This is a genomic window from Candidatus Halobonum tyrrellensis G22 (assembly GCF_000495475.1).
Classification (GTDB): Archaea; Halobacteriota; Halobacteria; order Halobacteriales; family Haloferacaceae; genus Halobonum; species Halobonum tyrrellense.
Map to the genome: position 1 here is coordinate 1 of NZ_ASGZ01000012.1, position 19,837 is coordinate 19,837.

A 19,837-nucleotide genomic window follows, 5' to 3' on the forward strand; every position below is an offset into this window, starting at 1 on the left:
CGCCGACGGGAGCGAGCGGCGCGGCGACGCGGCCGACCGCGACGGCGGGCGAGCGGTCCGCCGACTCGACGAGTGGGACGCGGCGACCCTCCGGGACCGCGCGGCCGACCACGGCACGCCGCTGTACGTCACCGACCCCGAGCGCGTGCGGGAGAACTGCGCGCGCCTCCGCGCGGCGTTCCCCGACGCCGACGTGCGCTACGCGGTGAAGGCGAACACCGCGCGCGCGGTGCTCGGGACGGTGCGCGAGGCGGGACTCGACGCCGAGTGCGCGTCGGCGGGCGAACTCCGACGGGCGCTCGACGCCGGGTTTTCGGGCGAGCGACTCCACTACACCGCGGTCAACCCGCCCGCACGCGACCTCGACTCCGTCGTGTCGTGGTGGGGCGACCACCCGGCCCTGACGGTGACGGTCGGCGCGCGCGACACGCTCGACAGGCTGCGCGAACGGGGGTACGACGGCCGGGTCTGCGTCCGGGTCAACCCCGGCGTCGGCGCGGGCCACCACGAGAAGGTGCGGACCGGCGCGGCCGCGAAGTTCGGCGTGCCGATAGAGCGCGCGGCCGAACTCGTCGCGGACGCCCGCGAGGGGTTCGACGTGGTCGGCGTACACGCCCACGCGGGGTCGGGCATCCACGGCGAGGCGGACCTGCAGGCACACCGCGAGTTCGTCGCGCGGATGGGCGAGTTGGCTCGCGACGTGGGCGAGTTGGAGTACGTCGACGTCGGCGGCGGGTTCGGCGTCCCGTACCGCGAGACGGACGACCCGCTCGACCTGGAGGCGGTGGCGGCGGCGACGCGGGACGCCCTCGGCGACGTGGACGCCCGGCTGGCGGTCGAACCCGGGCGGTACGTCGTCGCCGACGCGGGCGTCCTCGTGACTCGCGTGAACACGGTGAAGGAGGCGCGCGAGTCGCTCGTCGCGGGCGTCGACGCGGGCATGACTGACCTGCTCCGCCCCGCGATGTACGGCGCGTACCACCCCGTCGGCTCGCTCGCGCCCGACGCCGACGCGCGCGAGGAACTGCCGGTCACCGTCGCGGGACCGGTCTGTGAGAGCGGCGACACGTTCTGCGAGGACCGCCCGCTGCCGTCGCCCGAGCGGGGGGACCTCCTCGCCGTCGGCAACGCGGGGGCGTACGGCTACGAGATGGCGTCGACGTACAACTCCCGCCCGCGGCCCGCGGACGTGACCCCCGACGGGACGGTGCTCCGCGAACGGGAGGCGCTCGCCGACCTCACGCGGCTGGAACCCGCGGCGGGAGCCGACGGCGACGGGCCGGGGGGTGAGCGGTGAGCGTCCCGCGCGTCCCGTTCGAGAAGTACCACGGCACGGGCAACGACTTCCTCGTGGTCCGGGCGGACGCGGACGTGCCCGACCGGGCGGCGTTCGCGGCGGCCCACTGCGACCGCGAGACGGGGGTCCGCGCGGGCGAGCGGTCCGAGGGCCGGCGCGGCGCGGACGGCGTGTTGTTCCTCTCGCTCGACGCCGAGGCGACGCCGCCGCGCGTGCCGATGACGCTGGTCCAACCCGACGGCTCCATCGCGGAGATGTGCGGCAACGGCGCGCGCTGTGCCGCGCTGTGGGCGACCCGCGACTGCGGCGCACGGCGGGTCGTACTCGACACGCCGGCGGGCGACCGGCGCGCGACGGTGACCGACCCCGGCGCGGGCGCGGCCGACCCGGCGACCGTCGAGGTGGAGATGGGGCGGCCGTCGTTCGACCCCGAGCGGGTCCCGCTGTCGGAGGCGGTCGGCGAACCGCTCGTGGAGGAGAACGTGGAGGGGCTGACCGTGACCGCGGTGAACACGGGCGTCCCGCACGCCGTCGCGTTCGTCGACGACGTGAACGCGGTCGACCTCGATGCGGTCGCGCCGCCGGTCCGACACGCGGACGTGTTCCCCGAGGGCGCGAACGTGACGCTCGCGTCCGTCGCCGACGACGGCGACGACGGCGACGACGAGCGGACGGACGCGGCGGGCGCGAGCGGAGCGGACGCGGCGGACGCCGACGCCGCGGACGGCGCCGACGACGCCCCCGTCGCGTTCCGCCAGCGGACGTACGAGCGCGGTGTCGAAGGCGAGACACGCGCGTGCGGCACCGGCGCGGTGGCGGTGGTCGCCGTCGCGCGCCGCCTCGGGCTGACCGACGGCGCGTCGCTCCGCGTCTCGCCGCCGGGCGGCGACCTCCGGGTGACGGTGCCCGCGGGGGGACCGGCGACGCTCACCGGCCCGGCGACACGCGAGTTCGCGGGCGAGTTGGAGGCCGACCCTCGATGAGCGGTACGGCGGGGTCCGCGGCGTTCGACCCGGTCGCGTTCCTCGAAGAGGCGGTCCGCGTCGAGTCGCACGAGTCGCCCGGGACGATGCGCGACCTGCTGGTCGACAGCCTGCGCGAACACGGCGCGGAGCCGCGGGTCGACGCCGCCGGCAACGTCCGCGCGACTCGCGCGGGCGACGCCGACGGCCCGCACCTCGTGCTCAACACGCACGTCGACACGGTGCCCCCGCACGTCCCGTTCGAACGCGACGGCGGGGTGATCAGGGGGCGCGGGTCCTGTGACGCGAAGGGGCCGCTCGCGGCGCTGGTCGCGGCGTTTCTGGCGACGGAGCCGGCGCGCGGCCGGCTGACGCTCGCGGTGACGCCCGACGAGGAGACCAGTTCGGCGGGCGCGGACGCGCTGGTCCGCGGGACGGGCGGGGTCGACCCGGTCGAGGGCGACGCCTACGTCGTCGGCGAGCCGACCGACTGCGACGTCTGTACCGCCGCCCGCGGGCGGTTCGAGGGGACTCTCACCCTCCGGGGGAGCGCCGCACACGCCTCCCAGCCCGACTCGGGCGCGAACGCCGTCGCGGCGTTGGAGGGGGCGCTCGCGGCGGTCCGCGGGTTCGACGACGGGCGCGACCCCCACCCCAGACTCGGCGCGCCGACGCTCGTCCCCACTCGGGTCGCGGGCGGCGAGGCGTCGAACCAGGTGCCCGCCGAGGCCCGGGTGACGCTCGACCGCCGGTCGGTGCCGCCCGAGACCGCCGACGGGTTCGCGGAGTCGCTCGCCGCCGCGGTCCGCGGGGCGGTTCCCGACGCGGTGGGGGTGAGCTTCGACCTGACCGACCGGGAGACGCCGTTCCTCGAAGCGTTCGACACCGACCCGGAGCACGAACTGGTCCGGGCGGTGTCGGCGGCGGCGCGCGAGGCGGGTCGCGGCGGCGACGGGACGAACGACGCGCCCGACGGGACGAACCGCGCGCACGAGGGGACCGACGCGGGCGGCGACAGCGGCGACGGCGCGGTCCGGCCGTTCGGCGCGGCGACGGAGGCGTCGTACTTCGCACCCGCTCCGACCGTCGTGTTCGGACCGGGCCACCTCGCGGACGACGAGGGCGGCGTCGCCCACAGCGACCGCGAGTACGTCCGGGTCGACCGGGTGCGGACCGCGGCGACGGCGGTCACCGACGCCGTCGGTCGACTGCTCGACTGACGGGACCCCGCTTCCGGGCCGCGACTGCGACCCCTTTTCCCGTTGCCCGCCGTAGCCGGGAGCCATGTGTACGCTCGTCCTCGCGTGGCGCGCCTTCGCCGACGCGCCGGTCGTCGTCGCGGCCAACCGCGACGAGGCGGTCGACCGCCCCTCCGACCCGCCCGCCGAGTTGGAACCGGGGGTCGTCGCGCCCCGCGACGCCGAGGCCGGCGGGACGTGGGTGGGGTACGCCGACACCGAGTCCCCGTCGGGGCTGTTCGCCGGCGTCACCAACCGATGGGTGGAGGGGCTGGCGGCCGAGCGCTCGCGCGGGCTGCTCGTCCGCGACTGCCTCCGCGCCGACTCCGCGGAGGACGCCGCGCGCCTGGTCGAGGAGTCGTGTCGCGAGTACGAGTACGACGGGTTCAACCTCGTGCTCGCGGACGCGAACGCGGCCCTGTTGCTGGAGTGGGACGGCCACCTGTCGGTGACGAACTTCGACCCCGGGGTGCACGTGGTGGGGAACGTGGGCCACGACGGCACGTACTTCGAGCCGGCCGGCCGGCCGGAGGCCGGTCCCGAGGAGGCGCACGACGCCCGTCGCCTGCTCGACGCCCTGCGACCCGAACCCGGCGAGACGGCGGAGCCGTGGTTGGCGCGGGCGGGCGACGCGCTCGGCGATCACGAGTTCGGCGTCTGCGTCCACACCGACCGCGGGTACGGCACCCGCTCGTCGTCGCTGCTCCTGTTGGGAACTGGCGGCCGGCGGCGCTACGAGTTCGCCGACGGGCCGCCCTGCGAGACGGCGTACGAGGTGGTCGTCGACGACGACGGCGCGGGCGACGGCGGCGGAGCGACGTAGCGGTCGCCGACGGCGACCGGAGCGGCGGCCCGGCCCGCGAGAGCCGGACGGACGACGAACCGGAAGGCGAAAGTTAAACGGGCGCCGCCCCCAGAGGTCGGGTATGAGCGTCTCGGACCTCGAAGCCGACCTCTCCGACGACGAACGGGCGGGGCTGGAACTCGTCCGCCAGTCGGGCGGTATCCACCAGAGCGACTTCTGGAAGGAGCTCGACGTCTCCTCGCGGAAGGGCAGCCGCATCGCGGACAAACTCCACGAACTCGACCTGATCGAACGCGAGGACGCGGTGTACGACGGCCACAACACCTACCTGCTCCAGCCCACCGCCGCCGACCTCGACTTCTCGCTGCTGATGGCGGGGGACATGCTCTCGCCGTTCATCGGCGAGGAGGAGATAGACCCCAACGGCGACGCGTTCACCCAGTGGCTGATGAACCTCGCGTACGAGGAGTACTGAGCTCTCGCCGACCGCTACGCCGTTGGTCCGCCGGTTCTCCCGACCGCTCGCCGCCGCAGCGACAGCGACCGAACCGCCTCGGAAGCCCCCGCGTCGTGCGCTCGGGGGACTCGCTGCGTGCCTCGCTCGCTCGCGTTCGCTCGTGCTCCGGTGCTCGGTTCGTCCGCCGTCGCGCACGACGCGGCCCCTTCCGGTCCCACTCGCGCCGGTCGGGCGGGTCGCCGCGTGTCGGCGGTCGGGGTCGTTGCGTGTCGGCGGTTCGGGTCGCCGCGTCGGACTCCCCCGACGTCCCGGCGGGGAGTCGGCGAGCATCGCTCGGCGTGTCAGTTCGCGCCGTCGCGTTCCTCCGGTTCGTCCAACTCGTCCACGAGTTCGCCGCCGTAGCCCACGTACGTCGCGGGGGTGAGCGCGTTCAACTCCTCCCGCACCGACTCGGAGACGTCCAACTCCGCGAACAGGTCGCGGAAGTCGTCGAGCGTCGTGCGGCTCCCCCTCGTCAGTTGCTTCACGCGCTCGTAGGCGTCGGTGTCGCCCTCCCGTCGGAGGACGGTCTGGACCGCCTCGCCGATCACTTCGGGGTTGGATTCGAGGTCGTCGCGCATGACGCGCTCGTTCGGCGTCACCTTCGAGAGCCCCGCGTCGGTCTTGGTGTAGCCGATCAGACAGTGGGCGAGCGCCGCGCCGACGTTCCGTTTGACCGTCGAGTCCGAGAGGTCCCGCTGGAGCCGCGAGGTGGTGACGTAGTCCGCGAGGAACGTGAGATCCGAGTTGGCCTTCGAGAGGTTCCCCTCGCTGTTCTCGAAGTCGATGGGGTTCACCTTGTGGGGCATCGTCGACGACCCCGTCTCGCCGTCGACGGTCTCCTGTCCCAGATAGCGGTCGGAGACGTACAGCCACATGTCGCGGTCGCAGTCGAGGAGGACGTTGTTCGCCCCCCGGAGCGCGTCGAAGAGGGCCGCGAGGTCGTCACACGGATTGACCTGCGTCGACAGCGGCGTGTGCTCCAGCCCGAGCGACCGGACGAACGACGCCGAGAACCCGCGCCAGTCCACGTCGGGGTAGGCGGCGCGATGGGCGGCGTACGTGCCCGACGCGCCCGCGAGTTTGCCCGAGAGGCCGTCGGTCGCCTCCGACACCCGCCCGAGCGCGCGGCCGAGGCGGGCGGCGTACACCGCCGCCTCCTTGCCGAACGTCGTCGGCGTCGCGGGCTGACCGTGCGTCCGCGCGAGCATCGGCAGGTCGCGGTGCTCCCGCGCCATCGCGGTCAGGGCGTCGCGCACCTCCCGCAGCGCGGGCACCAGCACCGACTCGACGGCGGGCCCGACGAGCAGGCGCTGTGCGAGGTTGTTCACGTCCTCGCTGGTCAGCCCGAAGTGGATCCACGGGTGGACCCGCTCGGGGCTCCGGGTTCGGAGGAAGTACTCGACCGCCTTCACGTCGTGGTTGGTGGCGTCGTACCCCTCGGCGCCCTCGGTCTCCAACCGCTTGACCAGGCGGGCGTCGTCGGCGCCGAACGACTCGTAACAGTCGCGGAGGTCCGAGCGCTCGGCCTCCGAGAGCGTCAGGTCGACGCCGTCGGCCTCGGCGAGCGCACACAGGTACTCGACTTCGACGCGGACGCGCGCGCGGACGAGCGCCGCCTCGCTCGCGTACGGGACCAGCGGCTCCGTCCGACTCGCGTACCGGCCGTCGAGCGGCGAGACGGCCGCGAGCGGGTCGTCGCGGGGGAGGTTCACGCCCGCCGATGCCGCCGCGGCGGGGAAAGTCGTTCCGGTCGCGTCTGGCCACGAGCTTGCATACTCTCGCGGGTGTCAGCGCACTTCGACGGCATCCGTATCCACGTGGATGCATACGCCCGCGGGCCGGACCGCAACCGTTTTTCCGTCGGCGCGGGAGCGGTCGCGTATGCAGGTAGCCGGCATGGCGAGCAACCGCGGGCGGAACCTCCTGGCCATCGCGGACCGCGCCCCCGGCGGGGCCGAGTTGGCGGTGGTGCTCACGAACGACGCCGACGCGCCGGTGCTGGAGGCGGCAGCCGAGCGCGGCATTCCGACCGAGGTGGTCCAACGCGACGAGGACGAGGAGCGCGAGGCCCACGAGGCGCGCGTGGTGGAGGCGCTGTCGGCGTACGACGTCGACCTGGTCTGTCTCGACGGGTACATGCGCGTGCTCACCGACGAGTTCATCGACACGACGCCGACGACGCTCAACGTCCACCCGTCGCTGCTGCCGTCGTTCAAGGGGCGGAACGCCCACGAGCGGGTGCTCGACGCGGGCGTCAAACAGACCGGCTGTACCGTCCACGTCGTCACCGAGGACGTCGACGGCGGCCCCATCGTCACCCAGGAGGCGGTCCCCGTCTACGAGGGCGACGACGAGGCGTCGCTGAAGGAGCGCGTGCTCCACGAGGCGGAGTTCCGCGCGTACCCCCGCGCGGTGGCAGCGTTCGCGGAGGGCCGCGTCGAGGTGGACGAGGCCGCCGAGACCGTCCGCGTCGACGGCGACGAGGGCGGCGACCTGCCCGCGCGCCGGACGACCAGCGAGGACCGGGTGCGGGAGCTTCGGTACGGCGAGAACCCCCACCAGGACGCCGCGCTGTACGCCGACACGACGGCGACGGAGGCGAACGTCGTCGACGCCGAGCAGTTGAACGAGGGGGCGAAGGCGCTGTCGTACAACAACTACAACGACGCCGACGCCGCGTTGAACCTGGTCAAGGAGTTCGACGACCCCGCGGCCGCGGTGATCAAACACACCAACCCCGCGGGCTGTGCGACGGCGGCGACGCTCGCCGACGCGTACGCCGACGCGCTCTCGACGGACGCCAAGTCGGCGTTCGGCGGCATCGTCGCGCTCAACCGCGAGTGCGACGCCGAGACGGCCGAGCGGGTGGCCGACTCGTTCAAGGAGGTGGTGGTCGCGCCCGGCTACACCGACGACGCGCTCGCGACGCTCTCGGAGAAGTCGAACCTCCGGGTGCTCGACGTGGGCGAGTTGGGCGAGGGCGACGACCGGTACGGCGAGCGGTTCACCGAGAAACCCGTCGTCGGCGGCCGCCTCGTTCAGGAGCGCGACTTCCAGTCGCCGACCCGGGCGGACCTCGAAGTCGTCACGGAGCGTTCGCCCACCGACGAGGAGTACGAGTCGCTGCTGTTCGCGTGGCGCGTCATGAAACACGTCAAGTCGAACGGCATCCTGTTCGCGACGGGCACCGAGACGGTCGGGGTGGGGATGGGGCAGGTGAGCCGCGTGGACGCGGTGACGCTCGCGGCGATGAAGGCGGAGAAGGACGCCGAGGGGAAGTCCGCCGACGGCGCGGTGATGGCGTCGGACGCGTTCTTCCCGTTCCCCGACGGCATCGAGGAGGCCGCCGACGCCGGGATCCGAGCGGTGATCCAGCCCGGCGGGAGCGTCAACGACGACGACGTGATAGCGGCGGCCGACGACCACGACATGGCGATGGTCTTTACGGGCGACCGGAGCTTCCGTCACTCCTAGAACGAACCTCTTTTAACGGGGTGGCTTCCTCGCGGCCGGCGGAGCCGGCCGCTGCGGAGAGCCACCCCGCCAAAACCCGTTCATGCTGTCGGATTCCGGAGAAATCCGACTGCCAACAGGACCGCGCAGCGGTCCTGTGATGCCAAAAGGGCCGCTCGCTCGGGCCGCCGGAGGCGGCCCTCGCTCGCGGTGACGTGGGCTACTGCCCCCACAGCGAGACTCCCGCTACCGCCCATGAAAAATTACTATAACCATAGTAAAGACACAGAAACGCCTAAGGACGCCCGTCACGTAGGTTGAGGTGTAATGAGCGTAAACGCGAGCGAGACGGGGGAGGCAACGGGGACGAGTGAACTGGAGACGATCCTGCTGGCGGTCGGCGGCACCGACGGCGCGCGCGTCGACTCGCTGGTCGAGGCGGTCCGGGAGGTCGCCGGTCCGACGGGCGCGCGGGTCGTCGTCGCGCACGTGTTCGACCCGGCGACGTACGACGACACCGTCGACCGCGTCGTCGGCACCGACCGCGGCGACATCGGCGCGGACGAACTCGCGGCGCGGATGACCGTCGTCCGGGACGTCCAGAAGCGACTCGCCGCCGAGGGCGTCGAGGCCGAGGCCCGCGGTGCGGTCGGCAACCGCGGCGACTCCGTCGTCGAGATCGCGGATGCCGTCGGCGCCGACCGCGTCGTGATCGGCGGGCGCGAGCGGTCGCCCGCGGGGAAGGCGCTGTTCGGCAGCACCGCCCAGTCGGTGATGCTCGGCGCGCCCTGTCCGGTGACGTTCGTCCGGGACTGAACGGGAACGCGGCCGGCGGCGGTCGGCCCGCGACGACGCGGTGACCCGGCGGGGGGACCGGGTCGTCGCGCACCGCGGCGGCGGGAGGCGAGTGGGTCGTCCGGCCGTGCCGCTCCGTTAGCCTCAAGCCCCGGCCGCCGGTCCGTGCGCGTATGGAGTACTACGAGGCGGCGAACTTCCTCTTCGGTCTCCGTCGCTTTCAGGTCGACCCGGGCACCGAGTCGGTGCGCGACCTGCTCGCCCACCTCGGCGACCCCCACGAGGGCACCGAGTTCGTCCAGGTGGCGGGGTCGAACGGGAAGGGGAGCGTCGCGCGGATGCTGGAGTCGACGCTCCGCGCCGACGGACGGACGGTCGGTCTCTACACCTCGCCGCACTTCGAGGACCTCCGCGAGCGGATCCGCGTCGACGGGCGGATGATCCCCGAGCGGGCGGTGACGGCGTTCGTCGAGGAGGCGAAGCCGTGGCTGGTCGAGCGCGCGGCCGACGGCGAGCCGCTCACGTTCTTCGAGGTCGTGACCGCGATGGGCGTCTGGCGGTTCGGGCGGGCGGACGTCGACGTCGCGGTCCTGGAGGTGGGGATGGGCGGCGAACTCGACGCGACCAGCGTCGTCGACCCCGTCGCGGCGTGCGTCACCACCGTCTCGCTCGAACACACGGCGGTGCTCGGCGACACCGTCGAGGAGATAGCGACGACGAAAGCGAAGGTCGCGCCCGCAGACGCGCCGCTGGTCACCGCGACGACGGGAGCCGCCCTCGACACCGTCCGGGAGGTGGCGGGCGAGGTGGTGACCGTCGGCGGTCCCGGCGACGGTGCGGACGTGACCGCCGAGTACGGCGGCGCGGTGACCCACCAGGAGTCGCGCGTCTCGCTGGCGGGCGACGACTGGCGGGTGGAGACGCGACTTCCCCTGCTCGGCGCGTACCAGGCCACCAACGCGGGCGTCGCGGCCGCGCTCGCCCGACAGGTCGGCGTCGACGACGCGGCGCTCGCGCGCGGACTCCGGTCGGCCCACTGGCCCGGCCGGTTCGAGGTGATAGAGACCGAGCCGTTCGTCGTGCTCGACGGCGCGCACAACCCCGACGCGTGCGCGACGCTCGCGGCCGCGCTCGACGAACTCGACTTCGACTCGCTCCACCTCGTCTTCGGCGCGATGCACGACAAGGACCACGACGAGATGGCGGCCGCGCTGCCCGACCCCGAGACCGTCCGGACCTGCGCGCCCGCGACCGACCGCGCGGAGGACCCCGAGGTGCTCGCGCGCGTGTTCGAGCGCGCGACCGACGCGGACGTCCGTCCGAACCCGAGCGTCCCGGACGCGCTCTCGGCCGCCCGCGACGCCGCCGGCGCCGACGACTGCGTGCTGCTCGCGGGGTCGCTGTTCTGCGTCGCGGAGGCGCGGACCGCGTGGACGCGGACGGCGACGCCGAAGGCGGTCGACTCCCCCGAACGCGCCGCCGACGTGCTCCGGGGGGCGAACGCGCCGCCCGACGCGGTCGACCGCGCGCGCGAGGAGGCGGTCCACCGCGTCGTCGAGACGCGGGTGACCGAGCGGCAGGCGGCCGTCCTCGAACGACGGATGCCCGCGGTCGGCGGCGACTGCGTCACGTCGGGACTCGACGGCGGCGGCGAACTCCACGAGGTGGTGCTGACGGGGACGCTCGGCGCGTTCCGGCGACTGGTCGCCGACCTCGACGGCGCGAGCGCGGGCGGGACGGCCGGACCGAACGGGGCGGGCGGGCTCTCGGACGTGGCCGACCGGGTTCGCCGAGCGGCCGGTCTCGACGCCGGCCCGCCGGGCCGCGGCTACCCCTGGGAGGAGGGGACCGCGGTGATGGGCGTGCTCAACGTGACGCCCGACTCGTTTCACGACGGCGGGGAGTTCTTCGACCGCGAGGACGCACTCGCGCGGGCCGAACGGTTGGTCGAGGCGGGCGTCGACATCGTCGACGTGGGCGGCGAGAGCACCCGGCCCGGCGCCGAGGAGGTGGCCGTCGAAGACGAGATCGCGCGGATCGTCCCGGTGATCGAGGCGATCGCCGGCGTGGACGCGCTGGTGTCCGTCGACACCCGGAAGGCCGAGGTCGCCGCAGCCGCACTCGACGCGGGCGCGGACCTCCTCAACGACGTGACCGGGCTGGAGGACCCCGAGATGCGATTCCTCGCGGCCGAGCGGGACGTGCCGGTGATCGTGATGCACAGCATCGACGCGCCGGTCGACCCCGACACCCGGGTGGAGTACGACGACGTGGTCGGCGACGTGATCGACCAGTTGCGCGAGCGAGTGCTGCTCGCGGAGAAGGCGGGCGTCCCCCGCGAGCACGTGGTCGTCGACCCCGGGGTCGGCTTCGGCAAGTCGAAGCGGGAGAACTTCGAGATGCTCGGGCGACTCGGCGAGTTCGACGCGCTGGGCTGTCCCGTCCTGTTCGGCCACTCCCACAAGTCGATGTTCGAACTCGTCGGCGGCGAGGGCGGCGACGCCGGCCCGGAGACGGTGGCGGCGACCGCGCTCGCGGCCGCCAACGGCGCCGACATCGTCCGCGTCCACGACGCCGCGGAGAACGTTCGGGCGGTCCGGGTCGCGGCGGCCGCGGCCGACCCCGAGGGGTTCGACCCGCCGGGCACGGGCGAGGATGAGTGACGGACCGGGCGCGGACGGGACCGACGGCGTCAGCGACGCGGCCGGGACCGACGACGCGAGCGACGACGGCGGGACGAGCCACCCGCCGTACGAGGCGGTGACGGCCCACCCCGAGGGCGACGCCACCGTCTCGCGGTACGTCCGCGCCGCCCGCGAGTACGGTTTCGGCGGCGTCGTCGTCCGGACGCGTGGGGCCGAGTTCGACGCCGACGCGCTCGAATCGCGGTACGGCGTCGACGTGGTGCCGGCGGTGGAGATCGCCGCGGACGCGCCCGACTCCGCGAGCGGGAGCGTCGGCAACTTCCGACCCGAGTTCCCTCTCCTGTCGGTGCGCGGCGGGACGGACGCGCTCAACCGGTTCGCGGTCGAGCAGGACCGCGTGGACGTGCTCGCGCGGCCGATGGCGGGCGACGGCGACTTCAACCACGTGCTCGCGAAGGCGGCCGCGACCCACGGCACCCGCGTCGAGTTCGACTTCGGACCCGTGCTCCGGGCGTCGGGCGGCCGGCGCGTGAAGGCGCTCAAGGGGCTGCGGAAGCTACGCGAACTCGTCTTTCAGTACGACGCGCCGTTCGTCGTGAGCGGTCGGCCCGCCTCCCACCTCGAACTCCGCGCGCCGCGGGACCTCGTCGCGGTGGGGGAGGCGGTGGGGTTCCCCGCCGACGCGGTGCGGGCGGGACTCGCGGAGTGGGGACGGCTCGCGGCGCGCAACCGCGAGCGTCAGTCCGATTCGTTCATCTCCCCGGGGGTCCGACTGGGAGGGTGTGAAGAAGACGATCGATGAGCACGCCGAGCGGTTCTCGGAGATCGCCGACTCGTACGACGACGACAAGACGCCCGAGTACGAGGCGTGCGCGAGCCTGGTGATCGAACGCGCCGCGCCGAGCGCGACCGACACGGTGCTCGACGTGGGATGTGGGACGGGCGCCATCGCGCTCGCACTCGCCGCGGAGGCGGAGCGGGTGGTCGGCCGCGACATCAGCGACGGGATGCTCGACCGCGCGAGAGAGAAGGCCGACGAGCGGGGGCTGGAGAACGTCGAGTTCGGCTACGGCGAGTTCCGCGACCCCGACTACGACGGCGTGGCGAACGTCGTCGTCTCCAACTTCGCGCTCCACCACCTCGGGGAGGCGGAGAAACGGGAGGCGATCGAGACGATGGCGGGACTCGACGGCGGCGGCAGCGACGCGCGGTTCACCGCGCCCGGGCCGCGTCGGATCGTCCTCGGCGACGTGATGTTCTTCGGGTCGCCCGACCCCGACGAGCCGTTCTACGGTCCCGGCGTGGACGACCCCTCGACGGTCGGGTCGCTGGTCGAGATGTTCACGTCGGTCGGCTACGCCGTCACGCACGTCGACCGCGTCCACGACCAGGTCGGCGTGATCACGGCCGAGCGACTCCCGGACGACGGGCGCGCCGAGTGAGCCGGGGGAGCCAGTGAAACACCTCCCGAAGCACGTCCGCCCCCGGTGGCGCTACCTCGCGGTCGGCATCGAGACGTGGCCGGGTGCGAGCCTCTCGCGGGGGGCGTTCCAGCGGGAGGCGTGGTACGCCGCCCAGAACCTGCTGGGGGACGCCGGCAGCGCCGACGCCGACGTGACGGTGGTCCGCTTTTCGCACGCGGCGGGCGCGGGCGAGGCGGCGGTGCGCGCGCGCCGCGACGAGGTGGACGCGACGCGGGCGGCGCTCGCGTGTCTCGACGCGGTGGACGGGACGCCGGTCGGACTCCGCGTGCGGGGAGTCTCGGGGACGATCCGGGCGTGTGAGGAAAGGTATTTAGGACGCGCGGGCGGAATCCGTGACGAGAGAGACGTCGTGTTCGGGACCGATCGACGGCGGGGCCACGCGCGCGACGGCGCGGTGGATATCGAGACGCCGTCGGGGTTCGTGGGCGCGACGGACGCCGACATCTCCGATACATAACAATGCAGGGACAAGCCCAACAGCAGGCGTACGACCGGGGTATCACTATCTTCTCCCCGGACGGTCGCCTCTACCAGGTCGAGTACGCGCGCGAGGCGGTCAAACGCGGGACGGCGAGCATCGGGGTCCGGACGGCCGACGGCGTGGTGTTGGCCGCGGACAAGCAGTCGCGCTCGCCGCTGATGGAGCCGGAGTCCGTCGAGAAGCTCCACAAGGTCGACGACCACATCGGCATCGCGAGCGCCGGCCACGTCGCCGACGCGCGCCAGCTCATCGACTTCGCGCGTCGGCAGGCGCAGGTGAACCGCCTCCGCTACGGCGAGGCGATGGGCATCGAGACGCTGACGAAGACGGTGACCGACCACATCCAGCAGTACACGCAGGTCGGCGGCGCGCGGCCGTTCGGCGTCGCGCTCATCATCGGCGGCGTCGAGGACGGCGAGCCCCGCCTGTTCGAGACGGACCCCTCCGGCACTCCCTACGAGTGGAAGGCGCTCTCCATCGGCGCCAACCGGACGGACGTCCGCGAGTACCTCGAGGAGGGGTACGACGAGGAGCTGTCGCTCGACGCGGGTATCGAACTCGCGTTGGGCGCGCTCGCGGAGACGGGCGACGACGACGAGGGGCTCACCCCCCAGGGGGTCGGTCTCGCCACCATTGACGCCGACGACCCGGAGTACCACGACCACGACGCCGCCAGCGTCGAGGGCTACCTCGACGAGTTCGACCTGCTCGCCTCCGGCGACGAGGCGGGGAGCGACGACGGCGGCGACGACCAGTCGGGCGAGCAGTAACCCCGACCCGCTGTCTCCCGGCGCGTGCCGTCTCGCGTCGCGACGCCGCTTTTCCCGCCCGGAACCACCCGACACAGCCGTGGCTGGGCGGGGAGCGGCCGGCCGAAAAACGCGGTGGGGGTCGACGACGTGGGCTGGACGCGACGCGCCCACCGACGGTCGGATCTTTACTCGGCGTAGAATAAACCTTTTGCCGACGGACGCCCACCGGTGTTCATGGACGCTATCGCGGTGCGACGGGGGGAGACGACACCGACGCTGGTCGACGTACCCCGGCCCGAACCCGCGGCGGGCGAGGCGCTGGTTCGGGTGCTGCGGGTCGGCGTCGACGGGACCGACCACGAGGTGCTCGCGGGGGGTCACGGCGGGTTCCCCGCGGACGACGACTACCTGGTGCTCGGCCACGAGGCGGTCGGCGTCGTCGCCGACGCGAACGGGACCGACCTCGACGAGGGACAGGTCGTCGTCCCGACGGTGCGCCGGCCGCCGAACCCCGGCGGGAACGACTACTTCGCGCGCGGCGAACCCGACATGGCGCCCGACGGCCAGTACCACGAGCGCGGCATCGTGGGCGCACACGGGTTCATGGCCGAGTACGTCACCAGCCCCGCCGAGTACCTGGTCCCGGTCCCCGACGAGGCGGCCGACCTGGGCTTTCTGGTCGAGCCGATATCGATCACGGAGAAGGCGCTCGAACACGCGCGCGCCGCGCGCTCGGCGTTCGAGTGGACGCCCGAGTCGGCGCTCGTGTTGGGCAACGGCAGCCTGGGACTGCTCACCCTCGCCATGGTGTCGGAGGGCGTCGACCGGACGTACTGTCTGGGCCGGCGCGACCGGCCCGACCCGACGGTCGACCTGATCGAGGAGTTGGGGGCGACGTACGTCGACTCGCGGGAGACGCCCGTCGCCGAGGTGGCCGACGCCTACGAGGGGATGGACCTGGTGTACGAGGCGACGGGGTACGCCCGGCACGCGCTCGACGCCGTCCACGCGCTCGCGCCCAACGGCGTGGCGGTGCTGTTGGGCGTGCCGGACCCGTGGGAGATCGAGGTGGACGCCGGCGCGTTCCACCGCGAACTCGTCCTCCACAACAAGGCGCTCGTCGGGTCGGTCAACTCCAACGTGAGCCACTTCGAGCGGGCGGTCGACACGCTCGCGGACCTGCCCGAGGGGTTCCTCGACGAGTTGGTGACCGGGGTGTACGGGCTCGACGAGTTCGAGCGCGCGTTCGCGGATGACGACACCACTATCAAGACGGCCGTGGAACTCTCGACGCGATGAAGAACGTCGACGACCTCATTGAGGACGCCACCGAGTTGGCCGAGCGGGGCCTGTCGAAGGGGGAGATCGCGGACGAACTCAACGTCTCCCGGGAGACGGCGTCGTGGCTGGTCGACCGCGCGGGGGCCGAGGCGGGTCCCACTTCGGGCGTCGGAGGGGTGCCCAGCGGGCCGCAGGACATCCACGTCGACTGGAACGCCATCGGGCGCGACAGCACCCGGCTCACCCACATCGGGCGCGCGATGGCGGACCTGCTCGTCGACGAGGGGGCGGACGTCGACCTGACGGTCGGCATCGAGAAGGCGGGCACGCCGCTGGCGACGACGATCGCCCGGGAACTCGACACGGACCTCGCGGCGTACGCGCCCGCGAAACACCAGTGGAACGAGGGCGACATCGACGAGCGCGGCGGCGGGTTCTCGCGCAACTTCGCGCCGATCCGCGACCGGGACTGTTTCGTCGTCGACGACACCGTCACCTCGGGGACGACGCTGACGGAGACGGTCGAGGCGGTCCAAGAGGAGGGGGGTAATCCCGTCGCCTGCGCGGTCATCGTCGACAAGCAGGGACTCGACGAGGTGGCCGGCGTCCCGGTCCACTCGCTCATCACGGTCGTCGGCGTCGGGCGCGAGTGAGCGGTCGGGTGACCGCCGGTCGGCGTCCACCGACGGCGCAACCCCTTTCAAGGCGTCCGCCCGTAGTATACCCATGACGTTCCAGCCCGGAAGCGACCTCTCCGACGATGAGGTTCGAGAGCGCGTCGACACCGCCATCGAGGACAACGACGTCGTGCTGTTCATGAAGGGCAACCAGTTGATGCCCCAGTGCGGCTACTCGAAGCGCGCGCTCGAACTGATCTCCGGACACGTCGACGAGTTCGAGACGGTCGACACCCTGCCCGCGCTGGAGTCGTTCCGGGCGGCGCTCTCCGAGCACAGCGGCTGGGAGACCATCCCGCAGACGTACGTCGACGGCGAGTTCGTCGGGGGGAGCGACATCCTCGCGGAACTCGACGAGCGGGGGGAACTCGGCGACGCCCTCGCTGGCGCCGACGAGACGCCCGCGTAGGGCAGAGCTAATATAAGCACAGGGCACGTATAACCCGCTAAGCGGGCGTCACGCAGAAAATCCAGTCCGACTCCCACACCCACCATGTCAGGCCGTGTATACCGACTTCACTCGACGCTCGAACTGCCACTTGAGGACGTACAAGACCACTTCGATTCGAACCCGAAGCTCCCGGACAAGATAGACGACATCGACATCACCCGACGGAACAACACGCTCATCATCAAGGCCGTCTCCTCCGACGAGGAGATCAGCAAGTACACCCCCACCGCCCAGTTGAAGGCGAGCGTCTCGGAGACGCGCGTCTACGAGGAGGAGCCGCCGAAGACGGGCGGCGGGTGGATGCAAGAGGAGGAGGAGGAGATTCCGAGCGAACTCGTGGAGTTCGCCTGTTTCAAGGGCGACCGCGAGACGGTGCTCCAGAACACCGCGCTCCAGTTCCCCATGTTCGAGGTGCTCCGCGAGATCGCGCTGCTGTCGGAGAAGGGGACGCTCACCGCGATCACCGAGGTGGACGGCGAACTCCGCGCCCACCGGATCGTCGAGGGTGAGGAACGCCCCGCCAGCGTCGAAGTCGTCGAGAGTCCGCGCCAGAACGGCGGCGACGGCGGCGTCAACTGGCGCGACAACAAGTTCATCAGCTAACGTCGCCGCGACCCGTCGGATCGTCTCCTCGCCGTCGGCCACGTCTATCACGTCGGTCACTCGACAGCAGCCGCCCTCGGAGCGGCAGCGCCTCCGGGAACACCGGAACTCAGAACCTATCTCCGTCTCTTAGGTGGGTAGTTACCCGATGCGGCAGGTGCTCTGGTGGCTTATCGGCGCGGGGCGGCCGGAACCGCCTCCGTATCGTCCGCACGCTCCAGGAGCGCCCGATGAACACGAACCAACTCGCCGAGGAACTCGACTTGAACTACAAGACGGTCCAGCACCACCTCGAAGTGCTCGAGGAGAGCGCCGTCCTCACGACGCAGGGCGACGACTACGGGAAGATGTACTTCCTGACCGACCGGATGACCCGGAACCTCGACGTCCTCGACGAGGTGGCCGACCAGGCCGACATCGACCTCAGCGACAGCGGGGATACGTCACGATACGTGAACGCTCCGCGCTCGCCAAGACGGCGCTCGTCACCGGCGCGGCGGTCCTCGTCGGCGTCGCCGCCGCCGCGCTCGAACTGTTCCCGTTCCCGCCGGGCGGACCACCGCCGGAACTGCTGGTGCTCCTCATCCGGGTCGAACTGTTCGTCACGACGTTCACCCTCGTCATGCTGGTGGCGCTGACGGCGACGTACGCCGGTCTCTACCGCGACCTGCCGAACAAGTACACGCGGAGCATGCTCGTGTTGAGCGTCGCGCTCCTGCTGTATGCGGTCACGTCGAACCCGTACGTCCCCGTCCTCTTCGGGTTCCCGCTGCGGCCGGGCATCGGCCCGTTCGTCTTCCTCCCCGACGTGTTCGTCGGGCTGGCGATCGCGGTTCTCTTCTACCAGAGCCAGACGTGAGCGCCGGTGAGTCGGGTCGCGGTCCCCGACTCCGCCGCGCCCCACCCGCTACCGGCCGGTCGACGCGCGCGACTCTCCCGCGTCGAAGCAATCGGCGTCGACTCGGCGTGCGCGGAGCGGCCACTCGCTCCCGAGTGTGACGGCTGGTGGCCATCTTCCGGCCGTCGAGTCGCCACCCCGCCAACCCGGAAAACCGACGCGCAGCGATCGATCACCGAACGTAGGCCGTCGATACCCGCGATCGGTCGGAGCTACCGCCGCTTCGAGACCGGACGACCAGCGATCCGCCGGGTCGTGGGGATGCCCCGACACCACCGAGATCCATGTGACCGATGTACACGGTAGCCGGCGTCTGCGCGGCAGTTCGCGGGAGTAAAGCCCCAATATTCTTTATCGGGCAATTATATCTCATTAGTACATGCCAGAGGACTTCCCAGAGTACCTCGACGTGGACTACGGCGACGGCGAAGGCGAGTCCCCCGAGGACTACCCGTCGCTCGAACACAAGATCGAGAAGGCGATCGAGGTCACGAAGACCGGCCTCGAACAGTACGAGAACCCGGCCGTGATGTGGACCGGCGGGAAGGACTCCACGCTCACGCTGTACTTCGTGAAGGAGGTGTGTGAACAGCACGACCTCGAACTCCCGCCGACGGTGTTCATCGACCACTACCAGCACTTCGAGGAGATCCACGACTTCGTCGACCACTGGGCCGACGAGTGGGGCCTCGACGTGATCTACGCGCGCAACGAGGACGTCGGTGCGTACGCCGAGGAACACGACCTCGAACCCGGCGACGACATCCCCGTCTCGGAGCTCTCGGAGCACAACCAGCACCACGTCCGCGACCTGCTGGAGTACGAGGAGGACACGTTCCCGTTCCTGCTCGACACGTACGTCGGCAACCACCTGCTGAAGACGGTCGCGCTCAACGACACGCTCGAGGAGTACGACATCGACGGGATCATCTCGGGCGTCCGGTGGGACGAACAGGAGGCGCGCGCCGACGAGACGTTCTTCTCGCCCCGCCACGACCCCGAGATCTACCCGCCGCACGACCGGATCCAGCCGATCCTCCAGTTCGACGAGCGCGCGGTGTGGGACGTCTTCTGGAACTTCGTCGTCCCGGACACGGTCGAGGGCTACCCCGAGGGGCACGTCCCGCAGTCGGACACCGACCTGCCCGAGGGTCTGACCCAAGAGGACATCCCGGTGTCGCCGAAGTACTTCGCCGGCTTCCGCTCGCTCGGCAGCGAGGTGTCGACCGAGAAGGCCGACAACGAGCCGGCGTGGCTCCAGGACATCGAGAACACCACCGAGCGCGCGGGCCGCGCTCAGGACAAGGAGGACTTGATGGAGCGCCTGCGCGACCTCGGCTACATGTAAAGTCGGGCGCGTAGCCGCCTTCCGGCGACCGTACCGTTCTTTTCGAGCGACCGTCGACCGACCAGCCGCCGCGTCGGTCGACCGCTCGGCGCGGGCGTCGACCGGACACGCCGCCCCCGACCGCTCCGCCGAGCGAACCGGACTACTGGCCCGCCCGCGGTGGCGCGT

General features: G+C 72.0%; 19 protein-coding genes and 1 pseudogene. 19 read left to right on the top strand and 1 reads right to left on the bottom strand.

The window, feature by feature from the left end; all coding sequences use genetic code 11:
• From lysA to K933_RS03985, 5 genes are all read left to right on the top strand, one after another.
• Window positions 1-1,297: diaminopimelate decarboxylase (gene lysA, locus K933_RS03965; RefSeq protein ID WP_023393398.1), on the top strand; the 1,297-nt coding region annotated here is incomplete at its 5' end.
• Entirely contained in the window at window positions 1,294-2,280 is a 987-nt protein-coding gene (gene dapF, locus K933_RS03970; RefSeq protein ID WP_023393399.1) for a diaminopimelate epimerase, read from the top strand. The genes lysA and dapF, both read left to right, overlap by 4 nt.
• Window positions 2,277-3,479, top strand: coding sequence for a M20/M25/M40 family metallo-hydrolase (locus K933_RS03975; protein ID WP_023393400.1), 1,203 nt, complete (start codon window positions 2,277-2,279; stop codon window positions 3,477-3,479). The genes dapF and K933_RS03975 overlap by 4 nt, the downstream gene beginning before the upstream one ends.
• Before the next feature lie 64 nt (window positions 3,480-3,543).
• The gene (locus K933_RS03980) at window positions 3,544-4,320 is read left to right on the top strand and encodes an NRDE family protein (protein WP_023393401.1); all 777 of its coding nucleotides are present in this window, start codon (window positions 3,544-3,546) and stop codon (window positions 4,318-4,320) included.
• Between the two features lie 103 nt (window positions 4,321-4,423).
• Window positions 4,424-4,777 (top strand): helix-turn-helix transcriptional regulator, encoded by a 354-nt coding sequence (locus K933_RS03985; protein WP_023393402.1) that lies wholly within the window; start codon window positions 4,424-4,426, stop codon window positions 4,775-4,777.
• Window positions 4,778-5,100: 323 nt separating this feature from the next.
• Here K933_RS03985 and purB read toward each other — a convergent pair whose 3' ends face one another.
• Window positions 5,101-6,513 carry an adenylosuccinate lyase gene (gene purB / locus K933_RS03990; protein ID WP_023393403.1) on the bottom strand — a complete coding sequence of 471 codons (1,413 nt, stop codon included), beginning with the start codon at window positions 6,511-6,513 and terminating at the stop codon, window positions 5,101-5,103.
• Window positions 6,514-6,682: 169 nt separating this feature from the next.
• On the opposite strand from purB, the gene purH reads away from it, so the two are divergent.
• The 14 genes and pseudogenes from purH to K933_RS04060 all read left to right on the top strand — a co-directional run bounded on the left by purH (window position 6,683) and on the right by K933_RS04060 (window position 19,669).
• A complete protein-coding gene (gene purH, locus K933_RS03995; RefSeq protein WP_023393404.1) occupies window positions 6,683-8,275 on the top strand; it encodes a bifunctional phosphoribosylaminoimidazolecarboxamide formyltransferase/IMP cyclohydrolase in 1,593 nt (530 codons plus the stop codon).
• Window positions 8,276-8,581: 306 nt separating this feature from the next.
• The gene (locus K933_RS04000; protein ID WP_023393405.1) at window positions 8,582-9,070 is read left to right on the top strand and encodes a universal stress protein; all 489 of its coding nucleotides are present in this window, start codon (window positions 8,582-8,584) and stop codon (window positions 9,068-9,070) included.
• A gap of 152 nt (window positions 9,071-9,222) precedes the next feature.
• On the top strand, window positions 9,223-11,712 hold the full coding sequence (gene folP, locus K933_RS04005) for a dihydropteroate synthase (RefSeq protein ID WP_023393406.1): 2,490 nt from the start codon (window positions 9,223-9,225) through the stop codon (window positions 11,710-11,712).
• Window positions 11,705-12,496, top strand: a complete 792-nt coding sequence (locus K933_RS04010) for an RNase P subunit p30 family protein (RefSeq protein WP_023393407.1) — start codon at window positions 11,705-11,707, stop codon at window positions 12,494-12,496. The genes folP and K933_RS04010 overlap by 8 nt, the downstream gene beginning before the upstream one ends.
• Window positions 12,477-13,136 (top strand): class I SAM-dependent methyltransferase, encoded by a 660-nt coding sequence (locus K933_RS04015; protein ID WP_023393408.1) that lies wholly within the window; start codon window positions 12,477-12,479, stop codon window positions 13,134-13,136. Before K933_RS04010 ends, K933_RS04015 begins: the two co-directional genes overlap by 20 nt.
• A 13-nt stretch (window positions 13,137-13,149) precedes the next feature.
• The gene (locus K933_RS04020) at window positions 13,150-13,635 is read left to right on the top strand and encodes an Rpp14/Pop5 family protein (RefSeq protein WP_023393409.1); all 486 of its coding nucleotides are present in this window, start codon (window positions 13,150-13,152) and stop codon (window positions 13,633-13,635) included.
• Window positions 13,636-13,637: 2 nt separating this feature from the next.
• Entirely contained in the window at window positions 13,638-14,429 is a 792-nt protein-coding gene (psmA, locus tag K933_RS04025; RefSeq protein ID WP_023393410.1) for an archaeal proteasome endopeptidase complex subunit alpha, read from the top strand.
• Between the two features lie 216 nt (window positions 14,430-14,645).
• Window positions 14,646-15,710 (top strand): glucose 1-dehydrogenase, encoded by a 1,065-nt coding sequence (locus tag K933_RS04030; protein WP_023393411.1) that lies wholly within the window; start codon window positions 14,646-14,648, stop codon window positions 15,708-15,710.
• Window positions 15,707-16,345 carry a transcriptional regulator GfcR gene (gene gfcR, locus K933_RS04035; RefSeq protein ID WP_023393412.1) on the top strand — a complete coding sequence of 213 codons (639 nt, stop codon included), beginning with the start codon at window positions 15,707-15,709 and terminating at the stop codon, window positions 16,343-16,345. Before K933_RS04030 ends, gfcR begins: the two co-directional genes overlap by 4 nt.
• Window positions 16,346-16,418: 73 nt before the next feature.
• Window positions 16,419-16,778, top strand: coding sequence for a glutaredoxin family protein (locus K933_RS04040; RefSeq protein ID WP_023393413.1), 360 nt, complete (start codon window positions 16,419-16,421; stop codon window positions 16,776-16,778).
• An 84-nt stretch (window positions 16,779-16,862) separates the two neighbouring features.
• Complete coding sequence (locus K933_RS04045; protein WP_023393414.1) at window positions 16,863-17,423, top strand: DUF7110 family protein; 561 nt, start codon at window positions 16,863-16,865, stop codon at window positions 17,421-17,423.
• Window positions 17,424-17,571: 148 nt separating this feature from the next.
• Window positions 17,572-17,845: pseudogene (locus tag K933_RS18955) on the top strand (helix-turn-helix domain-containing protein); the annotation flags it as partial.
• Between the two features lie 152 nt (window positions 17,846-17,997).
• Entirely contained in the window at window positions 17,998-18,282 is a 285-nt protein-coding gene (locus K933_RS04055) for a hypothetical protein (protein ID WP_023393416.1), read from the top strand.
• 418 nt (window positions 18,283-18,700) lie between these two features.
• Window positions 18,701-19,669 (top strand): phosphoadenosine phosphosulfate reductase family protein, encoded by a 969-nt coding sequence (locus K933_RS04060; RefSeq protein ID WP_023393417.1) that lies wholly within the window; start codon window positions 18,701-18,703, stop codon window positions 19,667-19,669.
• Window positions 19,670-19,837: the final 168 nt, after the last annotated feature.

Excerpts from the sequence above, each read along its gene's own strand:
- K933_RS04010 (WP_023393407.1), top strand. The coding sequence starts at position 11,705 with ATGAGTGACGGACCGGGCGCGGACGGGACCGACGGCGTCAGCGACGCG.
- K933_RS04030 (WP_023393411.1), top strand. The coding sequence starts at position 14,646 with ATGGACGCTATCGCGGTGCGACGGGGGGAGACGACACCGACGCTGGTC.
- psmA (WP_023393410.1), top strand. The coding sequence starts at position 13,638 with ATGCAGGGACAAGCCCAACAGCAGGCGTACGACCGGGGTATCACTATC.
- K933_RS04060 (WP_023393417.1), top strand. The coding sequence starts at position 18,701 with ATGCCAGAGGACTTCCCAGAGTACCTCGACGTGGACTACGGCGACGGC.
- K933_RS04000 (WP_023393405.1), top strand. The coding sequence starts at position 8,582 with ATGAGCGTAAACGCGAGCGAGACGGGGGAGGCAACGGGGACGAGTGAA.
- gfcR (WP_023393412.1), top strand. The coding sequence starts at position 15,707 with ATGAAGAACGTCGACGACCTCATTGAGGACGCCACCGAGTTGGCCGAG.
- folP (WP_023393406.1), top strand. The coding sequence starts at position 9,223 with ATGGAGTACTACGAGGCGGCGAACTTCCTCTTCGGTCTCCGTCGCTTT.
- K933_RS04040 (WP_023393413.1), top strand. The coding sequence starts at position 16,419 with ATGACGTTCCAGCCCGGAAGCGACCTCTCCGACGATGAGGTTCGAGAG.
- purH (WP_023393404.1), top strand. The coding sequence starts at position 6,683 with ATGCAGGTAGCCGGCATGGCGAGCAACCGCGGGCGGAACCTCCTGGCC.
- K933_RS03985 (WP_023393402.1), top strand. The coding sequence starts at position 4,424 with ATGAGCGTCTCGGACCTCGAAGCCGACCTCTCCGACGACGAACGGGCG.
- K933_RS03975 (WP_023393400.1), top strand. The coding sequence starts at position 2,277 with ATGAGCGGTACGGCGGGGTCCGCGGCGTTCGACCCGGTCGCGTTCCTC.
- K933_RS04045 (WP_023393414.1), top strand. The coding sequence starts at position 16,863 with ATGTCAGGCCGTGTATACCGACTTCACTCGACGCTCGAACTGCCACTT.
- K933_RS03980 (WP_023393401.1), top strand. The coding sequence starts at position 3,544 with ATGTGTACGCTCGTCCTCGCGTGGCGCGCCTTCGCCGACGCGCCGGTC.